The sequence below is a fragment of the Frankia sp. CgJB1 genome, from assembly GCF_977947065.1.
The window spans coordinates 1-18,022 of the sequence record NZ_CDWTNB010000012.1; the positions used below are offsets into that span (position 1 = coordinate 1).

Consider the following 18,022-nt stretch of genomic DNA (forward strand, 5'->3'; position numbering starts at 1 on the left):
GCCTTGACCGCTGGCCGGGTCCGTGAACGTGAACGTGAACGGGAACGGGAGAGCCGGTTTCCGGACCCACGGCGACGGCGACGAGGCGCGGCGCGCGGCTTCGATCGGGACGGCATCCCCCGTGCCCACGCCGACGACCACCTCCTGCCGAACCACGCCGCCGGCGGCGTCTCACGTACCGCCGCCGCAGACTCCGACGGCGGAGGTCTCCCGCTTGGTCGCCATCAGCTACGTCGGCGCCGACCAGGAGTGGGCGGACTGGCTCGAATACCTGCTGCGCCGCGGCTCCCACCGGGTCGTGCAGGTCAGATGGGCGCAGAGTAGAGGTGAGCGGCTGGCCGAGACGGTTGACCGCATCGCCGCGCGCCGGCCGGATGTCACCGTGGCCCTGCTGTCGCGGCACTACCGGCCGCCCCGCCCGGAGAACCCTGGCGAGACCGAGATCGAGGCGTGGGAGCGGTTGGGGCTGGCGGGACCGCTCGAGAATCAGGTCATCCGGGCGGTCATCGACCGCGAACCGTTACCCGAGCCGCTGCGGACGCTGCCGAAGCTGGACCTGAGCCGGTTCGAGCCGACCGCGGTCGACGGACTGCTGGCGGGGATACAGGCGGGAGCCCGGCGATGAACGCCTATGCCCGGCCCGGTCGCCGGCCCGGCGATGCGCCCCCGGTGTGGCGCAGCCGCCGGGAGAACGAGCTGTTCGCCGGTCGCAACGACGAGCTGGAACGCATCTGGGACGGTCTGGCCCGGCATCGGCGGGTGGTGCTGGTGCCGGAGGGCGACCGGTCCGACATCGGGGAGACCGAGCTCGCTGGCGAGTACCAGCATCGGTTCAAGCTGCGCTACGACGTCTCGTGGTGGGTGGACTGCTCGACGACCACCGCCGTCCCCGGGCAGATCGGCGAGCTCTACGAGCGGGTCCGCACCGGATTTACCGGCCCCGCCCCGGGCGCGGCCGGCGCCGGGCCGGAGAGCCCAGCGCGGGGTGATTGGTCATCTTCGCGGGTGTGGGCAGTCCGGATGAGGTGGCGGAGTTCCTTCCCGACGGCGAGGCGCATGTGATCATCATCGCCGACCGCACCGTGGACGCCTGGCGGGACCGGACGATGCCCATCGGGCCGTTGCGTCGTCGCGAGTCGGTCATGCTGCTCACCAGCGCGGCGCCGATGGTCGACCCGGCCACCGCAGCCCAGCTGGGGGAGCTGGTCGGACACCGGCCCGCCCTGCTCGCGGAGATCGCCGGGTACCTGATCCGCGAGGCGGTCGTGACGCCGGAACTGTGTCGGCGCCTGCTGGAGATGGCGGCGTTGCGGCCGACGCCGGCCGTCCGGGACGCCACCGGCGGTGACCAGTCGTCCCGGGCCCGGGCGATGCGTGATTCCGGATCCCCCGCCGTGTCCGTGGGCTCCGCCGGGGCCGGGGCCGCCGCCGGGGCCGCCACCGTCATGGTCGCAGACGAGGTACGTGACCCGGTGGGGCGCGACGCGGCGCAGGCACCATCGATTCCTGTGATCAACAAGCACGGCTGGCCCTCCGGGAGGTCGACGAGCTCGTCGCGGCCCTGATGCGGGTGGAGTACATCGCCGACCTGGCCGGTTTCGACCACTGGTTCGACGAGCTGGCGCGGATCCTCGGTCGCACGGTCGCGCTGACCTCCCCGGTCGTCGCGGTCCGCCTGACCACGCTGGTCAGCGAGGCGGTCGGCCAGCCCGATCCCGGCATGCTCGACGCCCTGGTGCAGGCCCTCGACCTGGTCGCGCCGCGCGACGACCGGTCTGTCGTGGACTTCCGGCGTTTGGTGGCCGAGCTGCGATCCCACTGGAGCGGCGCGGGCTCGGCGCTGCTCGGCGTGTCATCACCGGTGCCCGCGCACCAGTTCGCCTCCTGGCCACCGCTCGAGCTGCCTGGACCGCCCTCCTCGCCCCCGCCCAGCCACGGGCCGTCGGGCGCCCCGACCTACTACTTCTTCACCAGCCACGCGCACCGCGACGACCGGGATCGCGTGGCCATCTTCCATCGGGAGCTCGAGCTGGAGCTGCGCCGCAAGGTCAGGCGCCGGATCCGGCCGACGGGATTCTTCGACGCCGACCGGCTGGGCGGCGGGGAGCACTGGCCGACCTCGCTGCGCGACGCGGTGCGCACGGCTCCGGTGCTGGTCGCGCTGTGGTGCGACGACTACTTCGAGAGCGACTGGTGCGGCCGGGAGTTCGGCGTCTTTCAGGAACGTATCCGCCGGGCGACCAAGCCGGGCGGGAACCCGCCGTCCGGGATCATTCCCGTGCCCTGGCTGCGGCGGGACGCCGAGGTACCCGAGACGGCCCATGAACTCCACATCGCGCATATGGAGCTTGGTCGTCAATATGACAACCTTCCAGTCCTGGATTTGATGCGCCATCCCGCCGCCTTCGCGGAGTATGTAAGTCTGCTGGCCTACCGGGTCATGGATGTCGCTCGCGACCAGCTGCCGCCGTTGGACGCCGAGGCGACGGAGCTCGTCCGTTCCCCGTTCCACCATCAGTCGTGAGCTGCACGGAGCCGTGATGAGCTGCACGAACACCCCACGGCCGGCACCCGGCGGCAGCGCGCCGCGACCGTCCCGCCGCACCCGGGCCCCAGCGGTGAAGAATGTGGTCCGACCTGTGCGAGCTGCCGTGGACGTGGGAGGACCGGGTGCAATGGTAGGGCAGAGGCCCTGCGCCGAAAAACGGCGTGAGGGGGACCTGTGACACCGGTCTTTCTGGTTCATCACGCGCTCGCCGGCGGTGACAGCAGCTACGTCGAACGTTTCTTCGGAGATGTACAGAATGCGGTTTACGAGCGCCTCGGCTATCGTGAGGTGTTCACCGGCGAGGCGGCCGGCGCGGCGGAGCCCTCGGCGGCGGCGGGGGCCGCTCCAATCCCGATGCGCTCCTGGCGCCGGTGATGGTGGCGCTGTACTCGGACGCCTACTTCACCGACCACCAGTGCCTGCTGGAGTGGTCGCTGTTCCGGGAGCGGCTGCGGTGGCACCACCATTTCACCGGTCGGAGCTCCCCGGCGCTGGTCGGCGTCCCCTGGTCCATCCGATCGGTACCCGTGCCGGCTCAGATCGCGGAGGCGGGGATGCTCGTCGGCGACTTCGGCGCGGGCTACACGGCGAGCGGCGCGTTACAGCTGATCCGGACCGGCTCCGCCTCGGTCTGATACCAGCGGTTGACCGAACGGGTCAGTGAACTGATCGTGCGTGCCCGCGGCGACGAGCCGCCGGCACTGTCCACGCGTGACGTGGAGTTCGTCGAGCGGTCGGGGCGGACGGACTGGGTGTCGGCCGGTCGGGGCCCGGGCACCCGCTGGTCCGTCGGCGGCTCCGCGACGCTGCTGATCCCGCCGGCCCAGATGGCACCCCTGGCCTCGACGGTTCGCACGGCTCCGGCCCCGGCGGCCATGGCTCCGGCCCGAGCCGGTGGCCGGGAGCGTCGATGGCGGATGGCCGATCCCGAGCACACCCGTCGACCCATCCTGCGTCGTGCCGGCGCCGCCGAACTGGACGATGACGATGACTGAACTTTCCGAGCAACCACCGGAACTTTCCAGGCAACCACCGGAACCGGCGGGTCACGACACCCCGGGCGGGCGCGCCGGCAGGCCGGCGCAGATCATCACCTTTTACTCCTACAAGGGCGGTTCGGGGCGCACGATGGCGCTGGCGAACGTCGCCTGGCTGCTCGCCGCCTCGGGTAAGCGGGTTCTCACCGTCGACTGGGATCTGGAGTTTCCCGGCCTGCACCGGTATTTCCGCCCGTTTCTGCAGAACAGGGAGCTGGACTCGAGTGACGGCGTCACCGAGATGCTCCAGGGTTTCATCCGGGAGATCGACCGGCTTCAGGATGCGTCGCCGTCGACAGCCGCGGAGCAGGCCTCCTTGCCGGACGCCGACGCGGTGCGCGAGATTATCGCCCTGCACGGCGACTTCCGGCACAACATCGAGACCATCGAGTGGCCCGGGTTCCCGGGCGTCGGGCGGATCGACTTCCTCGGTCCCGGCCGGCAGACATCCACGAGCGCGGTGCTGGCGGCCACGGTGCCCTGGTCGACGCTGTTCGAGGAGGCCGACGGCCTGGCGTATTTCGCCGCGCTGCGTGAGCGCATGCGGTTCGCCGACTACGACTACGTCCTCATCGACAGCCGGACCGGGACCTCGGACGCGGCCGGCGTCTGCACCCACCTCCTGCCGGACACCGTCGTCATCGGATTCGCGCTGAACAACCAGTCCATCGACGGCGGCGCCGGGGTGGCCCGCGAGATCCGGAACAGCAAGCGGGACATCCGGGTGCTGCCCGTCCCGATGCGGGTCGAGGACACCGAGCAGCGCAAGCAGGAACTGCGCCGCCGCGCGGCGTTCCATGCCTTCCGCCCGGTGCTGGCCGACCTGTGCGGTTCCGACCCGGAGAAACAGCGGAGCTTTCTGATCGGCCTGGAGATTCCCTACAAGGCGGTCTACGCCTACGAGGAGGTCCTGGCGGCCTTCCAGGAGGATCCCGCCAGTCGGCTCGGCGTCCAGGCCGCCTACCGGATGCTCGCCGGAGAGCTCGCCGGCGCCCCGATCGATGCGCGCGGCGTCCCGCCGCAGGACCGGGAGCGGGTGCTGCGGGACTTCGAGCAGTACGGACCGCCCGCTCCGCGGTCGGTGACGATCTTTGGAGCGCCCGAGGACCGGCCCTGGGCGGACTGGCTGGCGTCGGTGCTGGGAGCCACCGGGGTGCGGATCCGGCCGTTGCCCCCGACGGCGCTGACCCCCGCCGACTTCCCCGCTGTCGAGTCACTGATCGTGATCGGATCACCGCATCTGGGCCCGGACGCCCCGGGTGAGTCCCTGGTGCGCGAGCAGGTCCAGACCCGGATCCGCCAGCGCGGCTCGCGGGCGGGGATGGTGGTCGTCGAGGTGGGTTCGATGCGGCTTGACCCCGCCTACCACGGGGCCGAGATTATCTCCCTGCCCGCGCGGAACGAGCGGGACGCGGGGGTCGTGGTCCTCGAAGGGCTGGGGCTGCCCGTTCCGCGGGCCCGGCTCGATGACCTGCCGGTGGTCGCTCCCCGGTACCCGGCCCGCCGGCCCCGCTTCTGGTCGGTGCCGGCCGGGTTCGCCCAGCCGTTCATCGGGCGGCACGCGGTGCTGGACGAGCTGCGCGACCGACTGCTGCCGGGGGGGCCGACCGAGCGGGCTGTGCCCCCTGCTCGGCCCGGACGGCGTCGGGAAGAGCGCCATCGCGGCCGAGTACGCGCACCGGTTCGGCTCCGACTACGACATCGTGCACTGGATCTCGGCGGGTGACGCCGCCTCGGTCCGGGCGGGCCTGCGCGACCTCGCCGAGCGGCTGCGTCCCGGCAGCGACGTCCCGGGCGCGCAGCGCTCCCCGAGCGAGCAGCTCGAACGGGTCGCCCTGGACGCGCTGCGCCAGGGCGACCCCTCACCGCGCTGGCTGCTCGTTTACGACGGCGCCACCGACCCGCAGTTGCTGGCCGGGCTGCTACCCGTCCCGACCAGTAACGGTCATGTCCTGCTGACCTCGGCGGACCCGGCCTGGGACAGTGAACCCGGCGCGCTGTGGGTGGGCCCGTTCACCCCGGCCGAGAGCCGGGCGTTCCTGCGCCGGTGGCTGCCCGAGGTCGGTGCGGACCGGCTGGCGATGATCGCCGAGCGGCTGCGGCATCAGCCGTCGGGCCTGCGCACCGCGGTCGGGCGGCTTCGCCAGGACCGGCGGGGAGTGCCGGTCGACGACCGTGCCGTCGACGCCTACCTCACCCAGATCGCCGGGGTCGCACCCGAGCAGGCGACCTGGACGGTGTCGTTCGAGACCCTGCGCACCAGCGACCGCGCGACCCGGCGGGCGGCGGCCTGGCTGCTGGAACTGTGTGCCTTCCTGGCCCCGCAGGGCGTGCCGCTCGGCCTGCTGGAATCCCCGGTGATGCTGCGCCATCTCGCCGAGGCGGTAGGGGACGACGCGATCGCCGACCCGACCGTGCTGCCCGAGCTGTGGGCGGAGATCCGTAAGCCCCGGCTGGCCGAGATCGACACTGCACCCGACGGTCAGTTCCGCCTCGCCGCGCGCTGGCAGCGGCTCCTCGTCGAACGGATGCAGCCCGCCGAGCAGACTGCCGCCCGCGAGGTGGTGCTCGGCGTCTTCGCGGACATCGCCGCGGCCGCTCCGCGGCCCTCGGCCGCCGCGGGCTGGCCGATCTACCGGATGCTGGAAGGCCAGATCCTGGCCTCCGAGGCGATGGAGAGCCCGGCACCCAAGGTTCGGCAGTGGCTGGTGTCCCAGGTGTATGTGATGTGGCGGTCCGGCCGGCTGGAGCTGGGCCGCGGCATCGCCGAGGAGGCGTTGCGCAGATGGCGCGACCTGTTCGGAGCGGACGACCCGCTGACCCTGCGGATGGCCACCCACCTGGCCATGGTGCTTCGCGGCCTGGGACGGTTCCAGGAGGCGTACGACCTGAACACCGACACCCTCGCCCGCCAGCGGCGCCATCTGGGCATTTTCCATCGCTACACATTGATCACCGCGATGAGCTACGGCATCGACATCCGGGAGCTCGGCCGGTACACCGAGGCAGCCGCGGAGGAGAGCAGCACCCTGGTCGGTTTCCGCGACCGGCTCGGCGAGAACCACCTCGACACCCTCATGGCTGCGAGCAACCTCGCACTGTCCACCTTCCTGGACGGGCGGGCCCGTGAGGCGCTCCACCTGAGCCTGGACACCATGGCGCGGCTGCTCCTGGCGGGGGCCGAGGGCACCTCGCAGTTCTGGTGGCTGCAGGCGCGGGCCGGGATCTGCCATCGGGAGCTGGGCGAGCTGGAGCAGGCGGAGCGGTTGCTGCGGGAGGCCGCGACCAACCTCGCCGGCATCGAGGGGGCGACGACGCACCTGACCCTGCGCTGCAACAAGCATCTCGCGGTCGTCCTGCGCCTGCGGGGCAGCCCGGACGCGGCGAGCCGCCTCGCCGGTGAGACGCTCGAGCGCTACACCGAGATCTACGGGGCGTCCGACCTGGGCACCCTGGCCTGCCTGCTGAGCCGTGCCGGCCACCTGCACGCGCTGGGCGAGCACCACCGGGCGTCCGTCGAGGCCGAGTCGTGCCTGCGGGAGTATGAACGTCTCTACGGCCCCGAGCATCCGTTCACGAACGTCTGCCGCTCGGATCTGTCCATCTACCTACCTGCGCGCGGACGGGCGGCTGGCGGAGTCCCGCGCGCTGGCCGAGCAGGCCCACCTCACGCTGGTCGACGAGCTCTACCAGCACCACCCGTTCGCGCTGGCCGCCGGGGTGAACCACGCCGCGAGCCTGGCAGCCCTCGGCGAGACCGAGGCGGCCCGGGCGCTGAACGAGGATCTGTTGCGCGAATCTGAAATGTCGCTGGACAGAAGCCATCCCTACCTCCCGATAATGCGGGAGAACCTGGCGGTCCTCACCGGCCGGCAGGCCGGCGGCGGGCGTGGCCATCGAGAAGTCGACATCGACATCTCCAGCATCTGAGCAGCGTGATGAGGCCGAGCGACGAGTGCACGGTGGCAATCCACCGGCGGCCGGTCCGCCCGGACCGGGGTTTCCGGTCCGGCGTCGGCCGCCACCCGCCGGGAGCGGCAGAAGGATGAGCTGATGGTGACTGTTCCTGATAATGTTGTCGAACCCCACATCGTCACCGCGCCGCATGTCGGTGACGAATACAACGGCATCCGGCAGAGGTTCCGCGGGGCGGTGGCCGTCACGGGTGCCCAGTATCTCGAGTACTACGTCCACGGATTGCCGACGGTGTCGGCCGACCTTCTGCACCATCCGCGGCTGGCCGACTATTTCCATGGTTCACGCACGGTGGAACGGGCCCGCTGGGACTACGAGATCATCGGCCGGCAGCTGAACCACCGGATGACGGAGCTGAACACCTCGCTGGCCGGTCTCGCCAACGGGCGGCTGATCCGGACGGTCTTCGCCGCGCAGGACCGGGCGGTGCTCTACTTCGACGTCGACGAGGGGCAGTACATCGTCGGGGTCTCCCTCGGCGCGGACGCCATCGAGTCCGCTGACCTGACGCTCTCGCAGACCGCGACGGAAATCCGGGCGGCCCGGGGGGTCGGCGACCCCAACTACGGCGGCTATCACCGGGGGGACGGCACGTTCCTCCCGTCGCCCACCCGCGCCGACGGTAGCCCGGACACCGGCTCTCATCCATTCGTGTCGCTGCCGAGGCCGTCGGCGCCGGTGTTCGCCAATCCCTGGGCATCGCTGATCAAACGGCGTTGGTCACCCGCCGGGGACTCGCGGGAGGAGGAGTTCCAGGCCCAGGCCGTCAGCGTCCTGAAGCCCGGTGACCTCCAGTACATGGCCCTGGTGCGCGGCGGCACGGTGAGCGCCGCCGACCTGATGGACCACGACGACCTCAACGAATTCTTCGTCGGTCTGAGCCGGGAGGCCCGCCGGGAGGGTTTCGTCAAGGTTGCCGCCGAGTTCCTCGCCCTGAGCGATCTGCTCGACGGTCTGCTGCGATCGGTCCTGAACCGCCGATTGACCCGCACCGTTCTCGACGTGGAGAAGGGCGCGCTGTACTTTCATCGCCTCAGCCGTGACGAGTTCCTGATGGGCGTAACCCTGGATCAGCGTCGGGTGTCCGAAGCCGACCGCCGCTTCCAGTTGCTCGTCCGCCGACTGACGGCTTCGGACGGCCGTTGAAAGGCGCCAGATGACGCCAGGTGAATCCCGTCGATGGACGGGATCATCGTCGATGTCATCGCGTATTCTTCGTCGAGCAGGTCCCCGCGTCGCGCCGGCGCGTACCCGTTGGTGGGGAGGCCCCACATTCATGGCCCACGATCTGATGCCCGTGCCGTCCGGTCTGGTGGATCTCTGCGAGGTCGACGCTGACCAGCTTGCCTTCCTCGCGGGCCCACCCTCAGGAGAATGGCAGCGCTGGATCGCCGCCTGGATCGGCCACCCGGGCGGGCCGCTGCCCGAGGACGTCGCCCTGGCCCTGGGCGGGGATCTGGACCTGGCCGACTACCTGCCCAGGACCACATCCTTCGGGGAGATGCCGGACGGCACCGACCCCTCGAAGCCGCCGCGTCCGCCCGGGGCCGCCGCCTGTCCGGGCGGACGGCCCGCACCCGGTAGCGCCATGACATCCGCCTCTCGGCGGCCCGCCCGTCCTACCGGACCCGCCCGTCGGGTGGTCTCCCCACCCGCCGCCCGGCACCGGATAATCCCGCGGGATATCGAGGCCGTGGCGGGCGGGCCGCCGGGTGCCGCACCGCTGCGCGAGCTGCTGCGGGGTCAGATCAGCAAACGGATGCTGATGCTGTGGGCGCTGCTACGCGGCCTCGAGAACGCCGACCTCGACGACGCGACACGCACCTGTGTGGATGAGGCGCTCCGCGTGCTCGGGGACGCTCAGCGGCGGGCCCGCGACGCCGTCCACGACCTGCTCCTGCACCCGACGATCGGGACCTGGCTCGCCGGCAGCCTGCGGCGGTGCTGGCACGGGTCGGCCGGACCCGACCTCGATCGCCTCGGTTACGTGGGTGGGATCGCGGTGGCCGCCGCCCTGCGGGCCCGGATGCCGTGCCGGGTGCCGGTGCGGATCATCGACGGGCTGGTGTCGATCCCCACGGTGGGCGTCGTCGGGTCGGGGGTCACGAGCGGTTGGGGCGTCGCGCACGTGTCCGACCGGCGGGTGACGCTGAGTGGCAGCTCCGGGCGGGGACCGGCCGGTGGTGACGGCTGGACCCCGGCGCGCACGCTGTCGAGCACTGTCGACGGTCGCCGGATCGCGCTGACGCTGGAGGACACCGACCCGTTCCGGGCTGCGGACACGCTTCCCCTGGCCGTGGCCACGCGCTGCGATGAGGCGGCGGCGGCCCGGTGGCAGCGCCTGCTCGACGGCGCCTGGAGCGTGCTCGCGGGCGACGACGGGGCGCGGGCGGAGGAGGCCGCCGCGGTCCTGTCGGCGCTGGTCCCGTTGCGCGAGGTCCCGGATCGGCCCGGCACCGGCGTCACCGTGATCGACGCGCTCGGCGCGCTGATGGTCAGCCCGCCGACCGGCGCGCTGTGGCTTGCTGTCGCCGTCGTGCATGAGGCGGCGCACACCAGACTGGAGATGCTGAGCGATCTCGCGCCCCTGATCGGCCCGCACGACGGTTCCGTGCACTACGCTCCCTGGCGGCCCGACCCCCGGCCACTCGCCCCGCTGCTGCACGGCGCCTTCGCCTTCGCCCAGATCGCGGCCTTCTGGGCGGGGCGGTGGGCCCGGGACGGCGCCGGGTCGGATCTGGGCGCGGCGTACGAGTTCGCCTGGTGCCGGGACGCGGTCTCGGCGGTGCTGCCCGTGCTGCGGGAGGCGGCCGGGCTCACCGAGGCGGGCCGCCGGTTCGTCTCGGCCCTGGGCGCCAGGATCGACGTCTGGATCGCCGCTGACCTGCCGATCGCGGCTACTACCACCGCCGCCACCGTGCTGCGCGATATCGCCGTCGTCTGGCGGCTGCGCAACCGCCGGCCCGACCGCGACCACATCGAGAGATGGGCGCGGGACTGGGCGGCCGGTCGGCCCTGCGGACGGCCGGTACCGCCGTCGTCCCGCCTCGTCCCCCAGACCGAGCCGTATAGCCTGCACCGCCACGCCCGGCAGACGCTGACCTCGCTGCGGTTCGCCAGGCCCGACCGGTTCGCCAGGCCCGACCGGTTCGGCGGGCCCGACCGGTTCGGCGGGCTCGCTGGTTCTGCCGGGTTCGCTGGTTCTGCCGGGCTCGATCCGGCGGCCTGGCCCGTCAACGCGACCCTCGGGGACCTGCTCTACGTGCGCGGAGACCTCGGCCTCGCGGCCGCGGAGTTCCGCTGGGAGCTGCAGGACCGTCCGGGGCGAGCGGAGTCGTTCGCGGGGCTGGCCCTGGTGCTGGCCAGACGGGCCGGGGGACTGGAGCGCCGGCTCTACCTCGACCACCCCGAGGCGTTGCTGGCCCTGAGCGTCCGGATTCGGGAGCTAACCGGGTCCACCCCTGACCCGCGCACGCTCGCGCGGTGGATCGCGGCGGGAGGCCTCGGCCATCCGGATCGCTCGTGGCGATCTCTCGAGACGAGGCCGCTGCCGGTCGGTGCCCGGCGGTAACCCGACGGCGGGGAGGCCGGCGGGGAGGCCGTCCCGCCGGGGGTATGCCGTGCCCCCACGCGGCCCGCGGTGTGACGACCCGGCGTCGACAGTCGGCGTGGGCGGTTGACGGCCGCATCCCGCTCCGTTCGCGATGACGCAGTCGGCGAATCCGGAACAGCGAGTTTCCGCGGGCCACGTTGACTTCGTGCGCACTCCAAGTCCTAGCGTTTTCGTATGGCCACGATCGAGGCGCCCACGGTGACGTCCTCCCCGCCGGCCGTGACGCCGTCTCCGGCCGTGACGCCGTCTCCGGCCGTGACGCCGTCTCCGATCATGGTGGCGGAGCCGGATCAGGGCTGGTGCGCGCGGTTGGGCCCGGCGGTCCGCCCGGATGGATGCGACCGGTCCGTTGATCCGTGCGCGGTCGGTCCGGGGGGTGAACCGGAGGCCGCCGGGACCCTCACGATCGCCGAGGCCGCCGCGGCCACCGGAGTCAGCGCGCACACGCTGCGGTACTACGAGCGGGTGGGGCTGATGCGGGACCCGGTCGCCCGTGCCTCGTCGAGCCATCGGCGCTACACCGTCGAGGACGTCCGCTGGGTCACGTTCCTGACCAAGCTGCGGCTCACCGGCATGCCGATCCGGGAGATGGCGCGCTACGCCGAGCTGGTGCGCGCCGGGGAGGGGAACGAGGCGGAGCGTCTCGCCCTGTTGACCGAGCATCGCCGCCGGGTCCTGGCGCGCCTCGACGAGGTGCAGCGCAACCTCACCGCCATCAACGTCAAAATCAGCATTTATCAAGACATCTACCAGGAGAGGACCGTCCACTGATGCGCAAGGTCGCGCTAGGAAGCCAGGGCCTGGAGGTCTCCGTCCAGGGTCTGGGCTGCATGGGAATGTCAGAGTTCTACGGCGCTGGCGACGACGCCGAGTCGGTCGCCACCATCCACCGGGCGCTCGACCTCGGGGTGACGCTGCTGGACACGGCGGACATGTACGGCCCGTACCGCAACGAGGAACTCGTGGGACGGGCGATCATCGGCCGCCGGGACGAGGTGGTGCTGGCCACCAAGTTCGGCATCATCCGTGACCCCGCCGACCCGACGGCGCGGGGGATCGACGGCCGTCCGGAGTACGTGCGCTCGGCCTGCGACGCCTCCCTGCGTCGCCTCGGCGTCGACCACATCGACCTGTACTACCAGCACCGGGTCGACCCGAAGACGCCGATCGAGGATACCGTCGGCGCGATGGCCGAGCTGGTCAGCGCCGGCAAGGTGCGGTACCTCGGGCTCTCGGAGGCGGCACCGGCCACCATCCGTCGTGCCCACGCCGTCGCCCCGATCACGGCCCTGCAGACCGAGTACTCGATCTGGTCCCGCGAGCCGGAGGCCGAGATCCTGCCGACCCTGCGGGAACTCGGCATCGGGTTCATCTCCTACAGCCCGCTCGGGCGTGGCTTCCTGACCGGCACCTTCCGCTCGGCCGCGGACTTCGCCGCCGACGACTTCCGCCAGCACCTGCCGCGGATGCACGGTGACAACTTCGACGCCAACCTCGCCGTGCTCGCCGAGATCGAGAAGCTTGCCGCGGAGAAGAACGTGACCCCCGCGCAGCTCGCGCTGGCATGGGTGCACCACCAGGGCGACGACGTCGTGCCGATCCCTGGCACGAAGCGGCGCCGCTACCTGAAGGACAACGTCGCAGCCACCAGCATCACGTTGACGGCCGCCGAGGCGGAGCGATTGGGCGCGGCGGGGGCGGACGTGGCGGGCACCCGCTACCCCGACATGTCATCCGTCAACGGATAGCGAGGCCCGGTCGAGTCCGCCGCGGCGGCGGGTTCCGCGTCGCCCGATTCCCCGATGGTGGCGGTGGAGTCGTGAGAACGGGAGTCGGGAGAGGAGCCGCGACGCGTGAGGTCGGCGACGAGCAGCAGACGCGGTAACCCACCCCACGCACGGTGAGAATGTGGGTGGGCGCGGACGGGTCGGCCTCCACCTTGCGCCGTAGCCGGCGCACGTGGACGTCCAGCATTCTGGTGCCGCCGAAGTGGCCGTACCCCCAGACGCGTTCCAGGAGCTGCTTGCGGGAGACGACCCGGCCACCCGCGACAGCCAGCTCACACAGCAGAAGGAACTCGGTCCGGGTGAGGTGCTGGTCTTCGCCGCGCCGGCTGACCACGCCCTCGGCCGGCCGGATCTGCAGCTCGCCGACGCTGAGCGCGCTGGCCGTCGACTGTCCCGGGCGGGCACGGCGCAGCAGCGCCCGGATCCGCGCCAGCACCTCGGCGGTGACGGGGGGAGCAGTGACACAGTCATCCGCCCCGGCCTCCAGTCCCGCGACGATCCCGGCGGGATCCGACCGCCCGGCAACCATGATGAGGGGAAGATCCCCGGCGGCGCGCAGACGGCGGCAGAACTCCAGCCCGTCGATGGCCGGGGCGCCCGCTTGCGCGTCGACCGGTTTGACCGATTTGATCTGTTTGATCGGTTCAATCAAGGCTGGGACGGTGTCCGGGCAGCCGTCCGGCGGCGGAGAGACAGGGTCCGTGGTCGAACCCGTCCGCCGGGCCGGGACCGGGGGCAGGCGGGCCAGGACCAGATGGACCTGGGCGGGTCGGGCGACCAGGTCGGCGAGCGCCGCCTCGCCGCTGCCGGCCATCTCGACGGCGTACCCCTCGCCGAGCAGGGCAGGGATGAGGTCTCGGTGCATGGCGGCCTCGTCGCCCACGAGCAGAAGTGTCGTCCGCACCAGAGACATTTTCCCGGATTCGCGACGGTCGGAACCGTGAGGTGGCCCGCCACCTGTCCGCCGCCGACCATCCGCCGCCTTCTGGCCTTGCCGCACTCCGAGCTGGCCGGACCCGGCGATCTCAGGCGTCGCCGGTGGGACCGTCCTCCAGATCGCCCTCGGTGCGCAGGTACAGCTCCTGCAGCGCGTCGAGAGTCGCGGCCTCCGGATGCTCCCACAGGCCGCGCGCCGCGGCCTCCAGCAGCCGTTCGGTGATGCCATGCAGCGCCCAGGGGTTGGACTCGGCGAAGAACTTCTGGTTCTCCGGGTCCAGCGCGTAGGTTGCGGCGAGCCGTTCGTACATCCAGTCCGCGACCACGCCGGCGGTGGCGTCGTAGCCGAACAGGTAGTCGACGGTGGCGGCCATCTCGAACGCCCCCTTGTAGCCGTGCCGGCGCATCGCCGCGAGCCACCGCGGGTTCACCACCCGGGCGCGGAAGACCCGGGAGGTCTCCTCGGACAGCGTCCGGGTGCGGACCGCCTCCGGCCGGGTGCTGTCGCCGATGTAGGCAGCCGGCGCCCGGCCGGTCAGCGCGCGTACGGTCGCGACCATGCCGCCGTGGTACTGGAAGTAGTCGTCGGAGTCGGCGATGTCGTGCTCGCGGGTATCGACGTTCTTCGCGGCAATGGCGATTCGCCGATAGGCCGATTCCATGTCCTCCCGGGCGGGGATGCCGTCGACCCCGCGGCCGTAGGCATAGCCGCCCCACGTCGCGTACACCTCGGCGAGGTCGGCGTCATCGCGCCAGTTACGGCTGTCGATCAGAGGCAGCAGCCCGGCGCCGTACGCCCCCGGCCGGGAGCCGAAGATGCGCAGGGTGGCCCGCCGTTCGTCGCCGTGCCCGGCGAGGTCCGCACGGGCGTGGGCGCGCACGAAGTTGTCCTCGTCGGCCTCGTCGAGGCCGGCGGCGAGCCGGACCGCGTCGTCGAGCATCACCACCACGTGCGGGAACGCGTCCCGGAAGAAGCCGCTGATGCGCACGGTGACGTCGATGCGGGGCCGGCCGAGCTCGGCGAGGTCGATCGGTTCGAGCCCGCTGACCCGCCGCGACGCCTCGTCCCAGGTCGGGCGGATGCCGAGCAGGGCGAGCACCTCGGCCACGTCGTCGCCGGAGGTGCGCATCGCGCTGGTTCCCCAGGCGGACAGGCCCACCGACTCGGGCCAGGTGCCGGTGTCGGCCCGGTACCGCTCGAGCAGGGAGGTCGCCATTGCCTGGCCCGTCTCCCAGGCGAGCCGGCTGGGGATGGCCTTCGGGTCGACCGAGTAGAAGTTCCGCCCGGTGGGCAGCACGTTGACCAGGCCCCGCAGCGGCGAGCCGCTGGGACCGGCCGGGACGTAGCCGCCGTCGAGGGCGTGCAGCACGGCGGTGACCTCGTCGGTGGTCCGGGCGAGCCGCGGCACGATCTCCGTGGCCGCGAACCGCAGCACGGCCGCCACCGTCTCCCGGACCGGGTCGGTCTCCGCGTCCGCGTCCGTGCCTGCCGGGCCGTGGACTTTCCTTGCCTTTCCAGAGGCTTTTGTGTCCGGTTTATCCCTCTGGATAGGCAAGGGGGGCAAGGGGGTGGTCGCTGGCGAGGGAGGGGGGGCGAGGACGGTCGTCACCACGTCGGATGCGGCCGACGGGTCCCAGGCGCGTTCCTCCATCGCCGTTACCAGGGCGAGCGCCGTCGCTTCGGCGGCGTCGACCGCGCCGCGGGCCGCCCGGTCGTCCTCGACGAGCCCGAGGGCCTCCCGCAGCCCCGGCAGGGTGACGCGCCCCCCCCACATCTGCCGGGCCCGCAGCATCGCGAGCACCAGGTTGATCCGCGCCCCGCCGGTCGGCGCTTCGCCGAGCACGTGCAGGCCGTCGCGGATCTGCGCGTCCTTCACCTCGCACAGCCACCCGTCGACGTGCAGCAGGAAGTCGTCGAACTCGGCGTCGTGCGGTCGGTCGGCCAGTCCCAGGTCGTGATCGAGCCGGGCGGCCTGGATCAGCGTCCAGATCTGCGCCCGGATGGCCGGCAGCTTCGCCGGATCCATGGCGGCGATGGTGGCGTGCTCGTCGAGCAGCTGTTCCAGGCGGGCCAGGTCGCCGTAGCTCTCCGCGCGGGCCATCGGCGGAACCAGGTGATCGACCAGGGTCGCGTGCGCCCGACGCTTCGCCTGCGTGCCCTCGCCTGGGTCGTTGACGAGGAACGGGTAGATCAACGGCAGGTTGCCGATCGCCGCGTCGGTCGGACAGGACGCGGACATGCCCACGGTCTTGCCGGGCAGCCACTCCAGCGTCCCGTGCTTGCCCAGATGGACGACGGCGTGCGCGCCGAAGCCGCCGAACCCGCCGGGGCCGCCGGAATCGCTGGAGCCGTCGGCGAGCCACCAGTAGGCGGCGAGGTAGTGGTGGCTCGGCGGCAGGTCGGGGTCGTGGTAGATGGCGACGGGGTTCTCCCCGAAGCCGCGTGGCGGCTGGACCAGCAGCACGATGTTGCCGGCCTGCAGCGCGGCGAGCACGATCTCCCCGTCCGGATTCGCGGACCGGTCGACGTACAGCTCGCCGGGCGCAGGCCCCCAATGCCGTTCGACGCTCTCCCGCAGGTCGGCGGGCAGGGTGTCGAACCACGCCCGGTACCGCGCCGCGCTGATCCGGACCGGGTTGCCGGCGAGCTGCTCCTCGGTCAGCCAGGCCGGATCCTGCCCGCCCGCGGCGATGATCGCGTGGATCAGGGCGTCACCGTCCTCGGCCGCGACCCCCGGCAGCGCGTCCGGGCCGTCGTCGGGCCCGATGTCGTATCCGGCCGCGCGCATCGCCCGCAGCAGGCGCACGGCGCTCGCCGGGGTGTCGAGGCCCACCGCGTTGCCGATCCGGGAGTGCTTCGTCGGGTAGGCCGAGAGCATGAGCGCCACTCGGCGTTCGGCCGGTGGGACGCGCCGCAGCCGGCCGTGCGCGACGGCGATGCCGGCCACCCGGCCGGCGCGTTCGGTGTCGGCGACGTAGCTTGTCAGCCCGTCCGCGTCGATCTCCTTGAAGGAGAACGGCACGGTGATCAGGCGCCCGTCGAACTCGGGGATCGCCACCTGTGTCGCCGCGTCCAGCGGGGACAGCCCGTCGTCCGACTCCGCCCAGGTCGCCCGGCCGCTGGTCAGGCACAGTCCCTGCAGGATCGGGATGTCCAGCGCGGCCAGCGCGCCGACGTCCCACGCCTCGTCGTCGCCTCCGGCGGAGGAGTGCGCCGGCTGGCTGCCGCCCGCGGCGAGCACGGTGACGATCAGCGCGTCCGCCCGCCCGAGGGTGGCGAGCAGCTCGGGTTCGGCGGCGCGCAGCGACGCGCAGTACACCGGCAGCGGATCCCCGCCGGCCCACTCGACCGCGGCACAGAGCGCGTCGACGAACGCGATGTTCCCGGCGACGTGGTGCGCGCGGTAGTACAGGACACCGATGACCGGCCGCACCGCGACCGGCCGCACCGCGTTCCCCGCGAGGACGTCCGGGACGTCCCGGGTGGCTGAGGCGTCCGGGGTGGCTGAGGCGTCCGCGGCCCGGTCGAGCACCCCCCAGGCCGGGATGGTCACCGGCGGGGCGAATCCGGTACCGGACAGCAGCAGGGTGTCAGCGAGGAATCGGTGCAGCTCGCCGAGGTTGGCCGGACCGCCCTGGGCGAGGTAGGCGTGTGCCTCGGCGCAGATGCCGCCGGGCACGGTGGAGACGGCCATGAGCTCCGCGTCCGGGGTCCGTTCGCCACCGAGCACGACCACCGGGCGCGGGCCGGCGAGCAGCGTGTCGAGCCCCTCCTCCCAGGTCCGCCGGCCGCCGAGGATGCGCACCACGACCACATCGGCACCGCTGGTCAGCGCCGGGAGACCGGCGACGGAGAGCCGGGCCGGGTTGGCGAGGCGGTAGCGGGCTCCGCTCGCCCGCGCGGAGAGCAGGTCGGTGTCGGAGGTCGACAGCAGCAGGACGACCGCGTCGATCTCCGTCTCCCCGGCTCCCGGCGTCTCCCCGGCTTCGCGGGTGACCGTGGCCAATGGGTCGTCGGAAGGGTCGTCGGAAGGGTCGTTGGACGGATCGGTGGGAGGAATCTGCACAGGCGACATGGTGATGCCTTTCCCGGGGGTCCATGCCCCGCGTCGGTGGCCGTGCCTGG

16 protein-coding genes are annotated in these 18,022 nt (G+C 72.2%); 14 read left to right on the plus strand and 2 right to left on the minus strand.

Features of this window, described 5'->3' with window-relative positions; all coding sequences use genetic code 11:
- Positions 1-214: 214 nt before the first annotated feature.
- From AC08OT_RS02845 to AC08OT_RS02910, 14 genes are all read left to right on the plus strand, one after another.
- Positions 215-625, plus strand: a complete 411-nt coding sequence (locus tag AC08OT_RS02845; RefSeq protein WP_462186576.1) for a toll/interleukin-1 receptor domain-containing protein — start codon at positions 215-217, stop codon at positions 623-625.
- The gene (locus AC08OT_RS02850) at positions 622-1,062 is read left to right on the plus strand and encodes a hypothetical protein (protein WP_476593051.1); all 441 of its coding nucleotides are present in this window, start codon (positions 622-624) and stop codon (positions 1,060-1,062) included. The genes AC08OT_RS02845 and AC08OT_RS02850 overlap by 4 nt, the downstream gene beginning before the upstream one ends.
- Positions 1,008-1,565: a hypothetical protein gene (locus tag AC08OT_RS02855; RefSeq protein ID WP_476602508.1), complete on the plus strand. Its 558-nt coding sequence runs from the start codon at positions 1,008-1,010 to the stop codon at positions 1,563-1,565. The genes AC08OT_RS02850 and AC08OT_RS02855 overlap by 55 nt, the downstream gene beginning before the upstream one ends.
- The gene (locus AC08OT_RS02860; protein WP_476593049.1) at positions 1,565-2,524 is read left to right on the plus strand and encodes a TIR domain-containing protein; all 960 of its coding nucleotides are present in this window, start codon (positions 1,565-1,567) and stop codon (positions 2,522-2,524) included. Before AC08OT_RS02855 ends, AC08OT_RS02860 begins: the two co-directional genes overlap by 1 nt.
- A 198-nt stretch (positions 2,525-2,722) precedes the next feature.
- Positions 2,723-2,923 (plus strand): hypothetical protein, encoded by a 201-nt coding sequence (locus AC08OT_RS02865; protein WP_476593048.1) that lies wholly within the window; start codon positions 2,723-2,725, stop codon positions 2,921-2,923.
- 2 nt (positions 2,924-2,925) lie between these two features.
- Positions 2,926-3,183, plus strand: coding sequence for a hypothetical protein (locus AC08OT_RS02870; RefSeq protein WP_476593047.1), 258 nt, complete (start codon positions 2,926-2,928; stop codon positions 3,181-3,183).
- A 9-nt stretch (positions 3,184-3,192) separates the two neighbouring features.
- Entirely contained in the window at positions 3,193-3,543 is a 351-nt protein-coding gene (locus tag AC08OT_RS02875; RefSeq protein ID WP_476595832.1) for a hypothetical protein, read from the plus strand.
- Complete coding sequence (locus AC08OT_RS02880) at positions 3,536-5,311, plus strand: KGGVGR-motif variant AAA ATPase (RefSeq protein ID WP_476593045.1); 1,776 nt, start codon at positions 3,536-3,538, stop codon at positions 5,309-5,311. The genes AC08OT_RS02875 and AC08OT_RS02880 overlap by 8 nt, the downstream gene beginning before the upstream one ends.
- Entirely contained in the window at positions 5,244-7,388 is a 2,145-nt protein-coding gene (gene fxsT / locus AC08OT_RS02885) for an FxSxx-COOH system tetratricopeptide repeat protein (RefSeq protein WP_476602515.1), read from the plus strand. The genes AC08OT_RS02880 and fxsT overlap by 68 nt, the downstream gene beginning before the upstream one ends.
- 1 nt (position 7,389) lies before the next feature.
- Positions 7,390-7,515 (plus strand): hypothetical protein, encoded by a 126-nt coding sequence (locus AC08OT_RS02890; RefSeq protein WP_476593044.1) that lies wholly within the window; start codon positions 7,390-7,392, stop codon positions 7,513-7,515.
- A gap of 123 nt (positions 7,516-7,638) precedes the next feature.
- A complete protein-coding gene (locus tag AC08OT_RS02895; protein WP_476602509.1) occupies positions 7,639-8,706 on the plus strand; it encodes a hypothetical protein in 1,068 nt (355 codons plus the stop codon).
- A gap of 130 nt (positions 8,707-8,836) precedes the next feature.
- The gene (locus tag AC08OT_RS02900) at positions 8,837-11,131 is read left to right on the plus strand and encodes an HEXXH motif domain-containing protein (RefSeq protein ID WP_476593042.1); all 2,295 of its coding nucleotides are present in this window, start codon (positions 8,837-8,839) and stop codon (positions 11,129-11,131) included.
- Between the two features lie 216 nt (positions 11,132-11,347).
- Complete coding sequence (locus AC08OT_RS02905) at positions 11,348-11,944, plus strand: MerR family transcriptional regulator (protein WP_476602510.1); 597 nt, start codon at positions 11,348-11,350, stop codon at positions 11,942-11,944.
- Complete coding sequence (locus tag AC08OT_RS02910; protein ID WP_476593040.1) at positions 11,944-12,921, plus strand: aldo/keto reductase; 978 nt, start codon at positions 11,944-11,946, stop codon at positions 12,919-12,921. Before AC08OT_RS02905 ends, AC08OT_RS02910 begins: the two co-directional genes overlap by 1 nt.
- On the opposite strand, the gene AC08OT_RS02915 is transcribed toward AC08OT_RS02910, so the two are convergent.
- Positions 12,911-13,864, minus strand: coding sequence for a winged helix-turn-helix domain-containing protein (locus AC08OT_RS02915; protein WP_476595827.1), 954 nt, complete (start codon positions 13,862-13,864; stop codon positions 12,911-12,913). The genes AC08OT_RS02910 and AC08OT_RS02915 overlap by 11 nt on opposite strands.
- 121 nt (positions 13,865-13,985) lie before the next feature.
- Positions 13,986-17,972 (minus strand): cobaltochelatase subunit CobN, encoded by a 3,987-nt coding sequence (gene cobN / locus AC08OT_RS02920; RefSeq protein WP_476602511.1) that lies wholly within the window; start codon positions 17,970-17,972, stop codon positions 13,986-13,988.
- Between the last annotated feature and the right edge of the window lie 50 nt (positions 17,973-18,022).